The organism is Dulcicalothrix desertica PCC 7102, assembly GCF_003991905.1.
GTDB classification, from domain to species: Bacteria; Cyanobacteriota; Cyanobacteriia; order Cyanobacteriales; family Nostocaceae; genus Dulcicalothrix; species Dulcicalothrix desertica.
The window spans coordinates 63424-82773 of the sequence record NZ_RSCL01000037.1 but is presented as its reverse complement, the minus strand read 5'-3'; the positions used below and the strand labels follow the sequence as shown (position 1 = coordinate 82773).

The 19350-nt window shown below is 39.9% G+C and carries 11 protein-coding genes; 8 read left to right on the top strand and 3 right to left on the bottom strand.

All coding sequences use genetic code 11. From position 1 onward, the window contains the following. Nucleotides 1-171 precede the first annotated feature (171 nt). From DSM106972_RS44985 to DSM106972_RS44950, 7 genes are all read left to right on the top strand, one after another. Nucleotides 172-990, top strand: a complete 819-nt coding sequence (locus DSM106972_RS44985; protein ID WP_127086800.1) for an alpha/beta fold hydrolase — start codon at nucleotides 172-174, stop codon at nucleotides 988-990. 405 nt (nucleotides 991-1395) lie between these two features. Continuing rightward, nucleotides 1396-2460 (top strand): hypothetical protein, encoded by a 1065-nt coding sequence (locus DSM106972_RS44980; RefSeq protein WP_127086799.1) that lies wholly within the window; start codon nucleotides 1396-1398, stop codon nucleotides 2458-2460. Between the two features lie 312 nt (nucleotides 2461-2772). After that, nucleotides 2773-10611, top strand: coding sequence for a PAS domain S-box protein (locus DSM106972_RS44975; protein ID WP_127086798.1), 7839 nt, complete (start codon nucleotides 2773-2775; stop codon nucleotides 10609-10611). A gap of 10 nt (nucleotides 10612-10621) precedes the next feature. After that, the gene (locus DSM106972_RS44970) at nucleotides 10622-11095 is read left to right on the top strand and encodes a response regulator (protein WP_127086797.1); all 474 of its coding nucleotides are present in this window, start codon (nucleotides 10622-10624) and stop codon (nucleotides 11093-11095) included. Nucleotides 11096-11108: 13 nt separating this feature from the next. Further along, on the top strand, nucleotides 11109-13136 hold the full coding sequence (locus tag DSM106972_RS44965) for a hybrid sensor histidine kinase/response regulator (protein ID WP_127086796.1): 2028 nt from the start codon (nucleotides 11109-11111) through the stop codon (nucleotides 13134-13136). 724 nt (nucleotides 13137-13860) lie between these two features. Continuing rightward, nucleotides 13861-15336 carry a leucyl aminopeptidase gene (locus DSM106972_RS44955; protein WP_127086795.1) on the top strand — a complete coding sequence of 492 codons (1476 nt, stop codon included), beginning with the start codon at nucleotides 13861-13863 and terminating at the stop codon, nucleotides 15334-15336. Nucleotides 15337-15415: 79 nt separating this feature from the next. Further along, nucleotides 15416-15910, top strand: a complete 495-nt coding sequence (locus tag DSM106972_RS44950; RefSeq protein WP_127086794.1) for a helix-turn-helix domain-containing protein — start codon at nucleotides 15416-15418, stop codon at nucleotides 15908-15910. 120 nt (nucleotides 15911-16030) lie between these two features. Here DSM106972_RS44950 and DSM106972_RS44945 read toward each other — a convergent pair whose 3' ends face one another. Next, a complete protein-coding gene (locus DSM106972_RS44945) occupies nucleotides 16031-17101 on the bottom strand; it encodes an LOG family protein (RefSeq protein ID WP_127086793.1) in 1071 nt (356 codons plus the stop codon). Between DSM106972_RS44945 and DSM106972_RS44940 the strand changes: the two genes are divergently transcribed. Then, on the top strand, nucleotides 17083-17412 hold the full coding sequence (locus DSM106972_RS44940) for a hypothetical protein (RefSeq protein WP_127086792.1): 330 nt from the start codon (nucleotides 17083-17085) through the stop codon (nucleotides 17410-17412). The two genes, DSM106972_RS44945 and DSM106972_RS44940, sit on opposite strands and share 19 nt — an antisense overlap. Here the strand turns inward: DSM106972_RS44940 and trxA are convergent. Together trxA and DSM106972_RS44930 are read right to left on the bottom strand one after the other, a co-directional pair. Continuing rightward, nucleotides 17409-17732 carry a thioredoxin gene (gene trxA, locus DSM106972_RS44935; protein WP_019494404.1) on the bottom strand — a complete coding sequence of 108 codons (324 nt, stop codon included), beginning with the start codon at nucleotides 17730-17732 and terminating at the stop codon, nucleotides 17409-17411. The two genes, DSM106972_RS44940 and trxA, sit on opposite strands and share 4 nt — an antisense overlap. Before the next feature lie 292 nt (nucleotides 17733-18024). After that, a complete protein-coding gene (locus tag DSM106972_RS44930) occupies nucleotides 18025-19188 on the bottom strand; it encodes a GuaB3 family IMP dehydrogenase-related protein (protein WP_127086791.1) in 1164 nt (387 codons plus the stop codon). Nucleotides 19189-19350 lie beyond the last annotated feature (162 nt).

Genomic DNA, 19350 nt, shown 5'->3' with positions numbered 1-19350 from the left:
TCACTGACTCTGTTGGTGATGTTGTACTAAACATCCAGAATGTCCTAGATGTTCAAAGATGTCCAGGTTAAAAGTATCAGTTGTGAGTATACTTTAAAATCAGAATCTTTTTTAATATAGTTACTTAGGGCTATATCACTCAGATAATTCATTATAATACAAGCATGGCTAATGACTATCCCAAAAGTAGAATCAAAACCTTGTTTCCTAACCCCTAAAAGACTACAGCCTCAATGCCCTCTATTTATTTACTTACCTGGGATGGATGGCACAGGTCAATTACTGCGGTCGCAAACTGCCGGACTTGAGGCAGCTTTTGACGTGCGGTGTTTAGCGATACCGCGTAGTGACATGACCAGTTGGGAAGATATAACCCAAAGTGTACTTAGTCTAATTAAAGTTGAACTCGACCGAAACTCGGAACGCTCAGTTTATCTGTGTGGGGAGTCCTTTGGAGGTTGTTTAGCGCAAAAAGTGGCAATTTCGGCGCCTTCTTTATTCAAACGTATTATATTAATTAACCCAGCTTCGAGTTTTAAACTACGTCCTTGGTATGTTTGGGCATCTCCACTCATGAACTACGTACCCGAATGGGTGTTTGATGTAGGCGCCATTGGTTTACTACCTTTTCTTGCTTCACTATCCCGTATTTCTGAACACGACCGCACCGAACTTCTGGAAACTGTTCAGTCAGTCCCGTCACAAACCATTCGTTGGCGGGTTTCTTTATTACGCGAATTTGAAATAGACAATAATAAACTAGCGCAACTTACACAACCAACATTAATAATAGCAAGTAGCGACGACCGACTTTTACCATCATCAGAAGAAGGGCGCCGATTAGCTAATATTTTACCTAACTCCAAAATGGTAACATTACCTTACAGTGGACACGCCTGTCTACTAGAAGCCGATATTAATCTCTATGAAATTCTCAAAACAAATAACTTTCTAGGTGACTTAACAATTACCATACCCTCAAAAACATAATAAGTCTTGTAAAACATTCTTGTGGAACGGGCATCCCTGCCCGTCTCTTCATAAAAACCAGTTATGCTGTGCAAACAAATAGTCAGTATTTTCAGAATATCAAAGTAATATAATATTATTGAAAAGTGCTTACAGAAAGCGCGTCAAAGTTACACAAGTACAGCTATTCGCCAATTGCGTCAACAATTTCCAGCTAAATAATAAACTCTTGTGGAACAGGCATCACGAACTGTTAATATGCATTCTTTCAGGGGCGGGCAAGGATGCCCGCTCCACAAGAATTATGTAAGCAGTAATGTTAATCCTTAAGATAAGACACAATCTTCTTGCAGGAAGATGCATATTTTAGGCTTTTGTTTGATAATTTAGTTTAAAAGTCTTACTTAAACTAAATATTATTGAGCCATGTCAGACCAATCAGCTTCTAAGCAAAATAATAAATCACTTAATAAATTTGATATATCGTTAGTTCAATCATTAGCACAGCAAGTTAGTGGTGCAGGACAAGCTGCGGCAAGTCAAGCGCGTAAATTATTTGAAGTTTCAACGCATTTTACCGGACAAGTTGCAAACAGTCTTGGTAATAACTGGTTTATTCGTAAACTTGCTGGAGTATTAAATCTTAGCTGGTTGGTTGGCGCCTCAGATAACGTTAATCTAGATAAAGCCGCAGAGTCAGTAAAAAAACTCAAGCAAACTTACCCCAATGAAACACCTCAACAACTTGCCCACCGCATCATGGTGGAAAAAGCAACAAAAGCAGGTGGGATAGGTTTAGCAACAAGCGTTATACCAGGAGTCGCAGCAGCATTACTTGCTATTGACCTTGCAGCTACAACCGAACTGCAATCAGAAATGGTATATCAAATTGCCGCTTTATATGGTTTAGACTTAAAAGACCCTGCACGTAAAGGTGAAGTAGTAGCTATTTTTGGACTCGCTTTAGGTGGTGGTCGCTTGCTCAAAGCTGCTGGTTTAAGTTTATTACGTAACGTCCCCTTCGCAGGTGCTGTAATAGGCGCCAGTTCAAATGCCACAATGATTTACTCATTGGGATACGCTGCATGTAGATTTTACGAAGCAAAATTAGATGATGCTACAGACTTAAACTCAGAAGCAACAATAGATAAATTAAAACTTGAAAGTGAAGAATATCTAGAAAAAGCTGTTTCTCAACAAGCTATCATGGATAGAATCCTCGTTCACATGATACTTAGTAGTCATCCAAATAAAACCTGGGAAGAAATATTACCAGAACTAAAAGCCATCAACCTTGGTTCACAATCACTTGAAGAAATAGGTAAAAGCATTCATTCTCCACAACCAATAGAAGAACTACTCAACAAACTCGACCGTGACTACGCCATCACACTATTAGCACAATGTCAACGTATTGCCCAAATCAACGGTAATATTTCACCCGAAGAACAAAAAATTATCGGCGCCATCCAATCCAAATTTCAATTGTAAAATATTAATCCCCCAGCAAGAACGTTGATTTGGGGCGCTTTAAATTTTTCTTTCCTTTCCCCCCGAATTCGCGGGGGTTAGGGGGATTAACCTAATCCAAATTTGTCAACCGTACAAAGATATATATATAAAGTATTAATTAGCCTCTATCTAAAGGTACATTTATAAACTGCTTCAAAGCTTTAAGCTAGTTCTGATATACCTCTATAAAGTTGCACGTAAATAATGATTGTATTAATTTATATAGTAAATTAGTTAAGAAACTTGATACTATACGGCGCCCGAATCAATCCAAATGCAATATATATAACGATGCGTAACTTGAAGTTAATGCAAGCTTTTACCAAACTAGCGAGTGCAGTTGTAATTTGTATAGGCTGCATAGCTTTGTTAGGTTGGGCAGTTAATATTGATATTCTTAAAAGCTTAATTAAGAGTGCCGCAACAATGAAAGCAAACACAGCTATTTGCTTTGTGTTGGCAGGGGTGACGTTGTGGTTAAAAGCAGTAAGGGTAAATTATAAATTTTATTTAATCTCACAATTTTGCACACTAACAATTTTTATCGTTTCTTTAATTACACTCAGTCAATACCTCTTTGGGTGGAATTTTGGAATTGATGAATTATTATTTCGTGACTTCCCATTATCATCAGCTACATCACATCCAGGTAGGATGGGTGTAAACACTGCTATCAATTGGTTATTAATTAGTGCAGCACTGTGGTTAGAAAAAGGAAATACAGCCAAAAATAATAAATGTAGAGACGTGACATGTCACGTCTCTACATTTATTGTCCTTTTCATTTGTTTTCACGCTTTAATAGGCTATATCTATGGTGTGAGGGTTTTTTACTTGTTCCGCGCTTATCATACTTATATGACGGTGCATACAGCGCTCACTTTCCTAATTTTGTGTTTAGGAATACTATCTAATAATGCATATCGCGGGCTTATGGCAACCGTTACTACTGAACTTAATGGTGGTGTAACTGCGCGACGATTAATACCAACAGCTATATTTCTGCCTATATTATTAGGTTGGATAGTTATTAAAGGCGAAAAGGCAAATTATTATGATTTTGCTTTTGGTACGTCGCTGATGACCGTTTCGTTAATTGTGATATATTTATTTACGATTTGGCGAAATAGTATTTATCTAAATAAATTAGATAAAAAACGTCGTATTGCTGAAGCTACTGTACGTGATAGCGAAGCTCGCTATAGTATGTTAAGCGAAAATGTGCCGTCCATTCTCTTCACTAATCTACCGGATGGTTCATGTGATTACGTTAGTAAACAACTATATCAATATACAGGATTACCTAAAGGCGCCATAAGTGGGTTTAACTGGATAGATATTTTTGTGCATCCAGATGATAGAACACGAACTCTTGCACGTTGGTTAGAGTCGGTAAAAACTGGAGACCCTTTTGAAATAGAATACCGCTTTTGTGGCACCGATAATAATTATCGCTGGTTTCGGGGTCGCAGCGTACCAATTCGTGATGAAAATAATAATATAACTAAATGGTTTGGCGTTTGTACCGATATTGATGAACAAAAGCGTGCGGAAGATGCGCTGCGTGAAAGTGAAATGCGCTTTCGTAATATTGCCGAAACTATAGAAGATATTTTTTGGATATCTGAACCGCGAAATAATAATTTAATTTATATTAGTCCTGCTTATGCCAAGATATGGGGACGTAATATAGATTCTTTACATACAAATTATAATGAATGGGTAGATGGTATTCACCCCTTTGATAAACAAAGAGTCCAAAATGCTATCAATCAAGATTTATATCAAGGTACATATGATATAGAGTACCGCGTTGTTCGGTCTGATGGTACGGTTCGGTGGGTACGCGACAAAGGTTTTCCAATAGATGGCAGTAATAGTGGACGTTGCTGTGGTGTAGTAACGGATATTACAGAAACAAAGTTAGCACAACAAGAATTACAAGCACGCGAGGAAATGTTACGCCTTGCCTTAGAATTATCGAATGCTGGTGTATACGATTGGAGTGCCGCAAATAATAAAGTTAAGTGGTCGCCAGAATTTTATAGTTTATTTGGTATTGATAGAAGCGTCGAGCCGAGTTATCAAAACTGGCTTGAAAGCATCTACTCTGAAGAAAGAGACAGAGTACAGGCAGAAATTCAAACCACGTTACAACAAAATGGTAACTTAGATTTAGTTTACCGTATTAACCATCCTGACGGTGAGCGATGGATTAATGGACGCGGTAAAGCTTATTATGATGAACATGGCGAAGCTGTGCGGATAGTTGGTATTTGTTTAGATACTACGCAACGTAAACGCGCAGAGTTAGCGTTACAAGCAAGTGAACAAACCTATCGAAGTTTAATTGAACTGGCGCCTGATGCTATATTTATAACGAATCAACAAGGACAATTAAAAGATGTTAATAACAAAGCGTGCGAATTACTTGGGTACACACACGCTGAACTAAAGAGCAAATCTATTACTGACATTATTGCCACTGAAGATATACCGCGTTGGAAATTAGAACGTGAATGTATACTAGCGGGTAATACTTATATCGCTGAATATACATTAATACATCAGGACAATACAAGAATATTAGTAGAGATTAGTACTAAATTAGTTGCTGAAAATCAATGCGTTGCTTTCGTGCGTGATATAACTGACCGCAAAGCAATGGAAAACGATTTGCGACAGAATTTAGCTATTCTTAACGCGATTAATCAAAATACCCCTAATTTAATTTACGTCAAAGACCATAACAGTAACTTCTTAATGGCAAACCCTGCTACACTTGAAGTCATTGGTAAAAAGGAAGCAGAAGTTTTAGGTAAAAATGAAACTAGTTTTCTTCCATCCGAACAAGCTTCAGAAGTTTTACTACATGACCGCTTGGTAATGGAAAGTGGTAAAGTCCATGTATTTGAAGATACAGTAGAAATTTCCCAAGGAACCCGCACTTTTTTAACTACAAAGTCACCTTATTACGACTCGGAAAATAATATTATTGGGTTAATAGGTATCTCTGTTGATATAACTGACCGCAAAGATATGGAAAACCAATTGCGGCAGAGTTTAGCAATTTTAAATACTATCAGTCAAAGTACACCAACTCTCATTTACATCAAAGACCGTCAAGGTCGTTTGATAATCGCAAATCCTGCTACGCTTGAAGTCATTGGTAAACCTGAAGACGAAGTTCTCAATACCGACGTTGCTGAATATCATCCTGGACATGGGCAAGCAATGACAGTTTTAGAGAACGACCGTTTGGTGATTGAAACTAGTCAATTACATATATTTGAAGAGGAAGCAGAAACACGACAAGGAAAGCGCGTTTTTCAATCTGCAAAGTCACCTTATTATGATGATAACGGTAATATTATTGGGTTAATTGGTGTATCAACAGATATAACTGCACGTAAAGCAATGGAAAATGAATTACGCCAAAGTTTGGCTATTCTAAACACTATTAACCAAACAACACCTAATTTCATTTACGTTAAAGACCGTGACGGCAAATTCTTAATGGCAAACCCCGCTACACTAGAAGGAATTGGGTTGGGAGAAGCAGAAGTTATTGGAAAAACAGATTTAGAGTTTCTTGCTGACCGCAAGCAAGCTTTAATGATAATGGAAAATGACCGTTTGGTAATGGAAAATGGTCAGGTTCAGGTACTCGAAGAAACATTGCAATTTCCAAAAGGAACTTGTACATATATTTCTTCAAAGTCTCCTTACTATGACGACAACGGTAATATTACTGGGCTAATAGGTGTTTCAATTGACATTACTGAACGTAAACAAATCGAAGCGAAGCTTGCCGAAAGTGAAAATTTATATCGAACTTTAGCCGAAGCTTCATCACAGTTCGTTTGGTTGGTTAACTGTAATGGTTCTATGGAATATGCAAATTCCAACTGGCGCCAATATACAGGGTACCAAGCAGAAGATATTAAATATAATGATTGGGATAAAGTTATCCATCCAGATGATTTGCCAAATATAATATCAGGATGGCTTGAACAAATTAGTAATGGTTCAAACTACGAATTTGAATACCGTGCGCTAAGGAGCGATGGTACATATCGATGGTATCTCGCGCGCTCTGTACCTCTTAAAGATGGTCAAGGCAATATCATTAAATGGGTTGGTACTGCTACAGATATTCATGAGCTAAAAGTTACAGAACTAGCTTTGCGCGAAAGCCAAAATCTTCTGCAACGCGCGTTAGAAGTTACGAATACTTTCTTATGGGAACGTAATTTAAAAAACGACGAAATTACTTTTGTCAATGCCATAGTTGACCCAGTGTTTACCTCGGTAATGCCATTCGAGCAAGCTTTAGAGCCTGTCCACCCTGATGACTTAGAATCTGTAAGAACAGCTTTTGATTATGGAATTTCTACAGGTACAGTATTTGAAGTTGAACACCGTGTAAAGTTAGTCACTCCTGGTACAAATATCGAGTCGGCGCCATATCGATGGATGATGTTGCGGGGTCAAGTAAAATATGATGATAATGGCAAACCTGTAAGTATAACAGGCGCCACGCTAGATATTCACGAGCGTAAAATAGCTGAACTCGCACGGACAGAAGCTGAACACGCACTGCGGCAAAGTTTAGTCATACTCAATGCGATAAATAATGCCACAGGAACACTAATTTTTGTCAAAGACCTGGAAGGAAAGTTTGTAGCAGCAAACCCAGCAACACTTCGCACACTCGGCAAGTCAGAACACGAGGTTATTGGTCGCACGAACTTTGATGTCTTAACAAATTGTAACGATGCAGCAATGGCAGTTAGCAATGACCGCATCGTTATTCAAACTGGCGAAACTCATATATTCGAGGAAACGATATTATTTAACTCTGGTTCAAGAACTTATATAGTCACGAAATCGCCTTACCGCGATGAAACTGGTAATATCATTGGAATAATTGGCATTTCCACAGATATCACCGAGCGTAAGGATATGGAAACCGCATTGGCAGAAAGTGACAGACGTTTCCGCTTTTTAGCAGAAGCAATACCTCATTTAGTTTGGCAAGCTGATGCCAACGGTAAACCATTATATTTCAATCATCAGTGGCAAGAGTATTGTGGTGTCACATTAGATAATATCGAACAAACCATTGAGAATAAATGGTCATCGATAATACCTAGCGAAGATTTAGAGAAAACTAAGCAGCACTGGTTAGAATGTAAAGTTAAAGGAGATATATACGAAGCCGAATTGAGAATTAAACGCTCCAAAGACGGTGAATATCGTTGGCACTTAGCGCGCGCTGTACCTGTTCATGATGACGCTGGAAATGTTACGGGTTGGATAGGTACAAATACAGATGTACATGACAGTAAAACATATCAAGCTCAACTAATAGAGAGTGAAAATCGTTATCGCCAACTTGCCGAAAACGTACCTCAACTAGTTTGGGTATCAGATTCAGATGGTAGTATTACGTACTTCAACCAACGTTGGGTTAACTATACAGGATTAGATTTAAATTTATATGCAGGATGGGACTGGCGCCAAATAGTTCATCCCGACGACTTACCGCAAGCGATGGAAAAATGGACGACAGCTATTAGTACTGGTACACCCATGCGCGATGTGCAATACCGTTTAAGGCGCCATGATGGTACATTCCGCTATTTTCTAGCTCGTGCAGTACCAATGCACGACGCACAAAATAATATCACAAGATGGCTAGGTACTTGTACTGATATAGATGACAAAGTAAAAGCGGAAGAAGCTTTACGGCAAAGCGAACAGCGGCTACGTTTGTTTGTAGATTCAGATATAATAGGTATTCTTTATGCAGATTTTCAGGGCGAAATTTACGAAGCAAATAACGCCTTTCTAAAGATGATAGGTTATACAAAAGAAGATATTGAAAACAAAACACTTGACTGGCGCCATTTAACACCAAAAGAATATTTGCCTATAGATGAAATAGGTATTGTCGAAGCAATAACAAAAGGTGTTTGTACGCCATATGAAAAAGAGTATATTCGCAAAGACGGTTCGCGTATTCCTGTATTTGTTGGTTTTAGATTAGTCGAAGAGCAAGCAGCAGTAGCGTTTATATTAGATAATTCTCAAAGAAAGCGTGCGGAAGAAGAACGTGATAAATTTTTTAATGTGTCTATAGATTTGCTTGGCATAACAGGTTTTGATGGATACTTTAAACGTATAAACCCTGCTTTTGCAAACACGCTTGGCTACAGCGAAACTGAAATTTTAACAACTCCGTTTATCAATTTTATTCACCCCGATGATGTTGCAGCAACTCAGCGCGAATTTGAAAAACTAAAGAACGGCACCACAACACTTTATTTTGAGAACCGCTATCGCTGTAAGAACGGTGAGTACAGGTGGTTAATGTGGAACTGTGTTCCTGATGTTGAAAGTGGTTTAATGTATGCTGTCGCACATGATTTAACCGAACGTAAACAAGCTGAAGTTGAACGCGACAAGTTTTTCAATGTGTCAATAGATTTACTTTGTATTGCTGACTTTAATGGTTACTTTAAACGCATAAATCCTGCTTTTGTAAATACGTTGGGTTATGACGAAGCTGAGATACTTTCTACTCCATATCTAGATTTAATCCACCCTGATGATATTGCTCAAAGTTTAGGCGAACTCAAAAATTTAAAAGATGGCGCCGCTACACTAAAATTCGAGAACCGCTATCGTTGTAAAAATGGCGAGTATAAATGGCTAGTGTGGAACACGGTACCTGATATTGAAGCTGGCTTAATGTATGCTGTAGCCCATGATATTACCGAACGTAAGAAAACAGAAGAAGCTCTAAGACAAAGCGAAGAAAGGCTGCGCTTATTCGCCGAATCTGATATTATTGGTATGTTATATGGTGATACAATAGGTGGTATATTTGAAGCAAACAATGCCTTCTTAGATATTATTGGCTACACGCGCGATGATTTAGAAGCCGGTCGAGTTAGCTGGGTTGATATTACCCCACCTGAATATTTACCTTTAGATGATGCAGGTATTGCAGAAGCAAAAGTGCGCGGAAGCTGTACACCTTATGAAAAACAATACATTCGTAAAGATGGAACGCGCGTTGACGTATTAGTCGGTTATATACTTTACGGTGAAGACCGCACTCAATCAGTAGCATTTATATTAGATATTACTGACAGAAAAGGTGCGGATGCTGAAGTGCGGCGCCTTAACGAAACACTCGAAGAACGAGTAAAACAGCGCACCGCTCAACTTGAAGCTGCTAATAAAGAATTAGAATCATTCTCGTATTCAGTATCTCATGATTTACGGGCGCCTTTACGTCACATAGCTGGGTTCGTAGACTTATTAAAAAAACGGCTAGAAAAACAAGAAATAGACGAAACAAACAAACGATACATAAATACAATAGTTGACGCAACAGCCCAAGCAGGTAGACTAATTGATGACTTATTAGCATTTTCACGCATGGGACGCGCGGCCATGCGATACACAACATTAGATATGAATTTACTCGTGGAAGAAGTCAAGCGAGACTGCCACGATGTAATAAAAGATCGCCAGGTTATATGGCATATAGAAACTCTTCCCCAGGTACAAGGCGACCCTTCCATGCTGCGCCTAGTTTTGCGGAATTTGGTCGAAAACGCTTTAAAATACAGCAAAACTCGTGAAGTGGCATCCGTTACAATTGGCACCCTCAAACAAGTGGAAAGTGCTGAAAAAGAAGTGGAAAGTGCTGAGTGCTTAGTGCTGAGTGAAAGAGCAGGAACTACGGAAGAAAAAGTAAAAAAACAAACTACTACTCTTACTCCATACTCCCTACTCAGCACTCAGCACTCAGCACTTAGCACTCATAACTCAGCACAGAGTACTCAAGAAATAGTATTCTACGTCAAAGATAATGGCATAGGTTTTGACATGCGTTACATACATAAATTGTTTGGTGTATTTCAACGCCTGCACACCGACCCTCGGTTTGAAGGTACAGGAGTTGGGCTAGCAAACGTTCAACGCATTATTCACCGTCATGGTGGACGTGTATGGGCTATTGGCGAGGTTGACATTGGGGCAACATTTTACTTTTCATTACCTAAGAATAGTGAAGTGTTGCAACCATTAGAAGGGGTCAGGAGTGGAGATTAAAGAAAGGTCAATGGAACTGAAGCGTATACTCCTGGTCGAAGACAGCATTAATGATGTAGAGTTAATCCTGACTTCGCTGGCTGAAAATCATCTTGGTAATGAAGTTGTCGTCGTCCGAGATGGTGAGGAAGCCTTAGATTATTTATACCGTAGAGGTATGTACCGCTTGCGCCGTGAGGGCAACCCGGTAGTAGTTCTACTCGACTTAAAGTTACCTAAAGTAGATGGAATTGAGGTATTGTCAGAACTAAAAGCTAACAACTCGCTACGGACTGTTCCGGTAGTGGTTTTGACTAGTTCGCGCGAGGAACATGACTTAGCGCGGTGCTATGAGTTGGGAACTAATGCCTATGTCGTTAAGCCCATAGATTTTCACGAATTTGTGGATGTCATAAAAGGGCTAGGATTATTTTGGGCAATAATAAATGAACCACCACCAGGTTCAATACCTCCCGCACGTAGTAATGCTCAAGGAATTAGATAGGAGTTAAAATGATATGTCACAGCTAGTGTTTCTCTTGCTTGAAGATAGCTTGTTAGATGCAGAATTAATCCAAGCGACGCTCGCCGAGGGAGGCATTACCTGCGAACTCATTCAGGTGCAAACAGGCGAGGAGTTTCAAGCTAAACTTAATTCGTCCTGTTATGACTTAATACTTTCTGATTACACAATTCCTGGGTTTGATGGTTTCGCCGCTTTAGAAATAGCGCAGCAGCAATGTCCAGAAGTGCCGTTTATTTTTGTAACGGCGACAATGGGTGAAGAAGTTGCTATCGAAACGCTAAAAAGCGGCGCCACAGACTATGTACTCAAACAGCGTCTTGACAGATTAGTACCATCCATAATACGTGCCTTACGCGAAGCAGAAGAAGTAAAAGCACGTCAAAAAGCTGAAGCCGAATTACACCGTCGTGAACAAGAATTTCGCGCGTTAGTAGAAAATTCCCCAGATATAATAGCTCGCTTCGATACAAATTTTCGCACTTTATATATCAGCCCTGCAATCACCCAAATTACAGATTTACCTCCAGAAAATTTTCTCAATAAAACACCCGAAGAACATAATCTTCCTGAACAAGTTTATCAGCAATGGGTCGAAGAAATTCAAAGTGTTCTTGAAACCTCACAAGGACGTTTTTTTGAACTAGAACATCCCTCTCAAACTGGTACACGGTACCTCGACGTGCGAATGGTACCTGAGTACGGAACTGATGGAACTATCGAAACTATACTAAGTGTTGCTCGTGATATTACTGTAATCAAGCGCGCAGAAATTAAACTACGCGAACAAAAAGCAGAGCTAGAAGAACTCAACCGCGTCAAAGATGAATTTTTAGCAGTACTTTCCCACGAACTGCGAAGCCCCCTTAACGCTATTTTAGGATGGTCAAAAATATTACGTGGACGCAACGTAGACAAAGCAACATTAGAGCGCGCGTTAGAAACTATTGAACGCAACGCCAAATTACAAACCCAACTAATCGAAGACTTGCTAGATGTATCACGCATCATTCGAGGAAAATTAAGCTTAAAAGCTCATAAAACCAATTTAGTACCAGCTATAGAAGCCGCAATAGATACGATGCGTCTCGCAGCACAAGCAAAATCGATCGATTTTAGATTTTCGATTTTGGATTTTGCTTCGCACATGAATAAGTTAAGTGGTGAAAATCCCAAATTTGAAGTACTTGGAGACCCCAACCGTTTACAGCAAATAGTTTGGAATTTATTATCAAACGCGATTAAATTTACTCCTAACACAGGACGAGTTGAAATCGTACTCGAACGAGTTGAACGAACAAACACAACAGATACAAATTTTGCCCAAATAACTGTAAAAGATACAGGTATGGGTATTCGTAGTGACTTTATACCTTATGTGTTTGACTCATTTCGACAAGCTGACGGTTCCTCAACACGGAGATTTGGTGGTTTAGGTTTAGGACTAGCTATTGTGCGTCACCTCGTCGAACTTCACGGCGGTAATGTTTCCGTACAAAGTCCCGGAGAAGGAAAAGGCGCCACCTTTATAGTACGTATACCAATGGTAAAGAGTGCTGAGTCGAAAGTGAGTCGTGCTGAACCAAAAGAAATACAAGACCTACTCAGCACTCAGCACTCAGAACTCAGCACTCAAAACTTAGTCCTTTCAGGAATACGTGTATTAGTAGTAGATGATGATACAGACTCGCGTGACTTTTTAGCATTTGCACTAGAAGCATCAGGCGCCGAAATAGCATCAGCATCATCAGCAACAGAGGCACTAAATATATTACCAACATTCAAGCCAATGGTATTAGTTAGCGATATTGGAATGCCAGACCAAGATGGTTATAGTTTAATGCGGCAAATACGCGAACTGCCATATGAAAAAGGAGGCGCCGTTCCAGCAATAGCATTAACAGCATACGCAGGAGACGCAGACAAAAAAGCTGCACTTGCCGCAGGTTTCCAAACCCATCTACCCAAACCAGTGGCGCCAGACGATATAGTTAACGCAGTATCCGAACTAGTAAAAACCTAATTAAACATCTCCCTCTCTGTCATGCTGAGGAACGAAGCATCTTTAAACATGTCAATTGTAACAATATCAAAATTATAAAATAAAAAATGATATTTTGTTGCTGCTATTACAGTATTCTATAGATATAGAAGAAACTTTTAAAATATTATCCAATCATTTATTACCAACCTATTTGAAACAAATTAAATAAATTGCTAATGATATTGAATCAAGGGTTAAACGATTTGCATCTCAGAAAAAAAAGTTAGAGTAAGGACAATAGCAGCGGATCAATCACGCTTTGCTTTTTTCAACCAAAATTGTATTAGTATACGTTTTGCCTTGTCCATAGAGTTGCTTACCCTGTTCAACTATTTTTCTAGTTAATGATGCTGGAACGCTTTTGAACGTCTCTACATCCAAACGTGTTTTAACTAAAATATCAACATCTACAATTAAATCATCTAATGCGCTACTTTATTCTAGTAGTAGGTTGATGTAGCAAAGCTGCAAAGAAAAACTGAGGGATTTCCAAGAAATAAATTATCCATCTTGTGGGGTGGGCATCCCGAACCGTCCTAGAATTGGAACGGGCAAGGATGCCCATTCCACAAGATAAATGCCCATTCCACAAGATAAATGCCCATTCCACAAAGAAAAAAATGTTATAACCTCCCCAGGTGCAAGCATAAAACCGAAATTTTGAGCAATACTGGTACATGAAAGTTTAAGTTGAGTCCTAAAAATGGAAGTTCGAGCAACGAATACGCCACTATTGGAGTGGACGGGGGATGGTTTAGCTGTCGGATTATTTGAAGAAGCTACAGAATTAACAGGCGACTTAGCGGCATTAGACGAAAAGTTCGCTGGTGTATTAAAAGAACTAATAACCGAAGAAGATTTTAAGGGTAAACTTGGAAGCACATCTGTAACGCGCGTTGGTGCAGGTAGTCCGGTACGTAAAGTTATACTAGTTGGTTTAGGTAAACCTGATACTTTAAAGGCTGAAACACTACGACGTGCAGCAGCAGCTATTGCGCGTTTGGCGAAAAAACAAAAGTGTAAAACTCTTGGTATTAGTTTACCTATTGTAGATGGTGACCCAGCTATCAGCGCTCAAGCCATCACTGAAGGTGTACAATTAGCGCTTTACCAAGATATTCGTTTCAAGTCGGAGCCTGAAGACAAAGGGCCACAACTCGAAACAGTAGATTTACTAGGATTGAGTGGACAAGAAGCTGCGATAGAACGTGCAAATCAAATCGCTTCTGGAGTATTTTTAGCTCGGCAACTAGTAGCGGCGCCTGCGAATGCAGTAACACCAATTACAATGGCAGAAACAGCCCAAACCATAGCTAATGACCACGGGTTACAATTACAAATCCTGGAACAAGAAGATTGTGAAAAGCTTGGTATGGGCGCCTTCTTAGGAGTTGCACAAGCATCTGAAATACCACCAAAGTTTATCCACCTAACCTACAAACCACTTGTGACACCTAAGCGCAAAGTCGCAATAATAGGTAAAGGTTTGACATTTGACTCAGGTGGTTTAAATATTAAAGGTGCGGGTAGCGGTATCGAAACGATGAAAATCGATATGGGTGGTGCCGCAGCAACATTAGGCGCCGCAAAAGCTATCGGACAACTAAAACCCGACGTAGAAGTTCACTTTATTTCCGCAGTCACCGAAAACATGATTAGTGGACGCGCGATGCACCCAGGTGATATTCTTACAGCATCGAACGGTAAAACAATCGAAGTCAATAATACCGACGCTGAAGGACGTTTAACCCTTGCCGATGCATTAGTTTATACTGATAAGCTTGGAGTTGACGCAATAGTTGACTTAGCAACACTAACAGGCGCCTGTGTAATAGCTTTAGGTGATGATATAGCAGGTTTATTTACACCCGATGATAACTTAGCGAAACAATTAGAAGAAGCTTCCACCTCAGCAGGTGAAAAGTTATGGCGAATGCCAATGGAAGAAAAGTACTTTGAAGGTTTAAAATCTGGTATAGCCGACATGAAAAATACAGGCCCCAGACCAGGTGGTTCCATAACCGCAGCTTTATTCCTCAAACAATTTGTTAAAGAAACCCCCTCTTGGGCACACTTAGACATAGCAGGGCCAGTTTGGGCAGATAAAGAAAACGGTTATAACCCCGGTGGCGCCACAGGTTTTGGCGTCCGCACCCTAGTAAACTGGGTATTAAGCTAAACCCATAATGTAGAGACGTTACATGTAACGTCTCTACAACACACAATTTAACAAACAATAAACGGAATGCGAGGGCGCCGTGACAGAAGAAAGCAAATATCAACCACTTCAGAAATACCTAGAAAAAAGCAACACTGATGAAATTACCCTCACCTTTACACAAATTGAAGAAATAATCGGTGATAGTCTTCCCGACTCCGCGCATACCAAACGTCAATGGTGGGGAAATCGTAACAAAGGCGCCTTGCAAGCCACTTCTTGGATGCAAGCTGGCTATACTGTCACAAAAATTGACTTAGATGAAAAAAAAATCACATTTAGCAAATCAAATGGCGCCTACAAAGTAAAACCAGCAAAAGTAGAAGCTGTAGGAAATGAAGTGAAATGGAACAGCGAATCAATAAAAGCCTTGCGTCAAAAAATGGGACTTACACAAACAGAATTTGCTATGGAGTTGGGTGTTCGTCAGCAAACAATTAGCGAATGGGAAAACGGCGTATATGAGCCAAGACGTATGGCATCCAAGTACTTGAGTAAAGTAGCCGAAAATATTAAGTCGAACTATAATAAATAACTCTTTTAACTCTTCGCTCTGTGAACTCTGTATCTGTGTGGTAAAAAAAATTATATGTAATGCACAGGCTTTCTATGCCTGTGCCACAAGGTATCAAAATTAATGATATGAGCCAGTAGATTATTTAAGCTCTGGATGTGCTTTATCTTCGGCAGAAGGTCTACCCATTTTATTGATAGCGGCAATCATTTGATAGAGTCTTCCTAGGTCTCGTTGATTAAAGTCTAAAATCAACCTAGGTAAATCTACGGTATCGTCTTGTCCTTCTTGAGGCAAGGCTTGTGTTCTTTCGATTTTGCCTTGAACCAGAATATCGCTATAGTTAGTGTTGAGTTGGTCAAGTGCTTCGTCAGATAAATCTGATTTGAGTCGAATTATTAACCTGTTACTTACATAACGACTTGAATGGTAAACCTGATAAAACTGAGTAATTGCATCACAGGCTACATCTAAATTATCAGTAATGGTATACAAACTTGAATCATCTGGACTTACCAAGCCAGTTTGTAAAAGGTGTTTTTCAATATACTCGCTCCAGCATCGCCAATAATCACCACCTGGATGGTCTATTAGTACTAAAGGAACAGGGCCAAATTTACCCGTTTGACTCAAAGTCATGCATTCAAATGCTTCATCTTGAGTGCCAAAACCACCAGCAAATAATGCTACTGCGTCACTTTCTTTGAGTAAAAACAGTTTGCGGGTAAAGAAATATTTGAAATGAATTAATTTGTGGTCTCCTTCGATGTAGGGGTTTGCTTGCTGTTCAAAAGGAAGTTGGATGTTTAAGCCAAATGAATTTTCGCGTCCTGCTCCTTCGTGACCGGCTTGCATAATGCCACCACCACCACCAGTCATCACCATAAAATTTAAATCTGTGACGCGCTGGGCAAATTCAAGAGCCATCTTATATTCAGGAGTTTCAGGCGCCAAGCGTGCGGAACCAAAAATAGTAACTTTACGAACATGTCTATAGTCGTAAAATAACTGAAATCCTCGTTCCATATCAGTTAAAGCTGAGGATAAAATTTTCCAGTCAAGGCGCTCAATTTCAGTATCAGCTAAACTTAAAATCGTGTTTAGTGCTTGCTGAATAAATTGTCGATTTTTTAAAGTAGGTAAACGCTCAATCATGAGAGCGATATCCGCTTTCAGAGTGTCTAGTGTATCAAATGAAGCTTTGGAGGTCATGTTCCACTGCTGCTTTTCAGCTTTATATTTACGTAAAATTAGATGTAGGCTTTAGTTCTGTGAGTCTTAAACTTAACTCAATCAATGTACCTGCTGCAAGAGGCACCGTTTCTGACATTGGTAAAACCACCCCTACTATATACGCAGGGGTGGGACAATTTTTAAACCACGTTTGTGGGCAAATTATTCAATTCACCTCAAAAATCAACAGAGATTTAAATCAAAAACGCCATGCCACTAAAGGCGTAAAAAATTTTATCGAGAGGCAAAGTCACTCTTCTTTACCTCCCTTAAATATTTTACAAATCTAAAGATATTTTTCGAGAGTGTTAGCTAATGTAGTTTTCGGAACGGCGCCGACAACCATATCAACTTTTTGTCCACCTTTAAAAATCATTAAAGTAGGAATGCTGCGAATGCCATATTGACTAGCAACGTTTGGATTCTCATCAGTATTAACTTTTACTACCTTGAGTTGTCCATCGTACTGAGCGGCAATTTCATCCACAACTGGTCCAACCATGCGGCAAGGACCGCACCAGGGTGCCCAAAAATCAACCAGAACAGGAACTTCACTGTCGAGAACTTCCTGTTTAAAACTAGAGTCTGTAACTTGTGCGGCTGCTGACATGCCTTCAACCTTTGCCTACTACATTGTTTTCATTTTTGTGAAAATTCTACCACAGCAAGCACGCGCCGGTTCGGAGTCATGAATATACATTTACAATCACATTAAAGAATTTCTTTATATATTTGCCGCTTTTTTTAACCATACCCTAAAAAAGGAACCGCCCGAACATATAGTCCGGGCGGAGTGTGGTGTGAGGAGTGAACGGAAACATGCGTCTCCGCTTCTTCCATTGTAAGCGAGATATGTGATTTTTCCAGCAATTGTTGCAAATGCCAGAAAAATTTTATTAACGTTACTTGCCCATACCTAATTGCTGTGCTTTTTGGTAAACTTTTCCTTCCGTAAGCAATGACGGTGCGATTACGACTTCAACTTGTTGCATTTCTTTAATATTCTTGGCGCCTAAAGTACCCATACTAGTTTTTAAAGCACCCAACAAGTTATGTGTTCCATCATCAAGTCCAGCAGGACCAATGAGGATTTGCTCTAAAGTACCAGTGGTAGCAACTTTAATGCGTGTACCACGAGGTAGAACAGGACTCGGTGTCGCCATTCCCCAGTGATAACCTCGTCCCGGCGCCTCAGAAGCCCGCGCAAACGGTGAACCTATCATTACACCATCTGCACCACAAGCAATACATTTACAAATGTCACCACCTGTAATTAAGCCCCCATCCGCAATCACTGGTATATATTTACCAGTTTGTTGAAAGAAGTCATCACGTGCAGCAGCGCAGTCAGCAATAGCGGTAGCTTGAGGCACACCAACACCCAAAACACCTCGCGATGTACAAGCGGCGCCAGGGCCAATACCAACTAGTACACCTGCGGCGCCAGCTTTCATCAGGTTAAGGGTAACTTCGTAAGTTACACAGTTTCCAAGTAAAACAGGCATTGGCATGTCTTGACAAAAGGTTGCCAAATCAAGTGGTACTATTGACTCTGGCGATAAGTGAGCGGTTGATACCACCGTTGCTTGTACAAAAAACAAATCGGCACCAGCTTCTGCCGTGACTTTACCAAACTTACTGGCGCCTGCTGGAGTAGCACTAACAGCGGCAATACCACCAAGCTGCTTAATTTCTTTAATTCTTTGCGTAATTAATTCAGGTTTTATAGGTTCAGCATAAAGCTCCTGCATTAGCCCTACAAATTCGTCTTTACCAACAGACGCGATGCGGTCTAGAATTGGCTCTGGGTTTTCATAGCGAGTTTGAATACCTTCGAGGTTAATTACCCCCAAAGCACCCAACTTCGACAAACCAACAGCCATACGCACATCGACAACACCATCCATAGCGCTGGCAATAATGGGTATTTCCCGCTCGATATTACCAATTCGCCACTTAGTATCCGCTAAACTTGGGTCGAGTGTTCGATTTCCTGGGGCTAGAGCAATTTCATCGATGCCATATGCTCTACGAGCTGTTTTCCCCCGCCCGATTTGAATGTCCACGCCTTTTATGTTCTCAATTCTGTTTAAGCTAGGTTAGCAAATTGTGGGGTACTTCTACCTAATTTTCATTCACGACTTTAGATAAAATAATCGGCACACGCGAGCTATAGCGCTGTAAAATCGCTAAAATTATTAATATAACTTAAAATTTTTTTCATAATC

Bases quoted from the DNA above. Each gene is read 5' to 3' on its own strand.
- DSM106972_RS44985 (WP_127086800.1), top strand. From the start codon at position 172: ATGACTATCCCAAAAGTAGAATCAAAACCTTGTTTCCTAACCCCTAAA.
- DSM106972_RS44980 (WP_127086799.1), top strand. From the start codon at position 1,396: ATGTCAGACCAATCAGCTTCTAAGCAAAATAATAAATCACTTAATAAA.
- DSM106972_RS44975 (WP_127086798.1), top strand. From the start codon at position 2,773: ATGCGTAACTTGAAGTTAATGCAAGCTTTTACCAAACTAGCGAGTGCA.
- DSM106972_RS44970 (WP_127086797.1), top strand. From the start codon at position 10,622: ATGGAACTGAAGCGTATACTCCTGGTCGAAGACAGCATTAATGATGTA.
- DSM106972_RS44965 (WP_127086796.1), top strand. From the start codon at position 11,109: ATGTCACAGCTAGTGTTTCTCTTGCTTGAAGATAGCTTGTTAGATGCA.
- DSM106972_RS44955 (WP_127086795.1), top strand. From the start codon at position 13,861: ATGGAAGTTCGAGCAACGAATACGCCACTATTGGAGTGGACGGGGGAT.
- DSM106972_RS44940 (WP_127086792.1), top strand. From the start codon at position 17,083: ATGAAGCTTTGGAGGTCATGTTCCACTGCTGCTTTTCAGCTTTATATT.
- DSM106972_RS44945 (WP_127086793.1), bottom strand. From the start codon at position 17,101: ATGACCTCCAAAGCTTCATTTGATACACTAGACACTCTGAAAGCGGAT.
- trxA (WP_019494404.1), bottom strand. From the start codon at position 17,732: ATGTCAGCAGCCGCACAAGTTACAGACTCTAGTTTTAAACAGGAAGTT.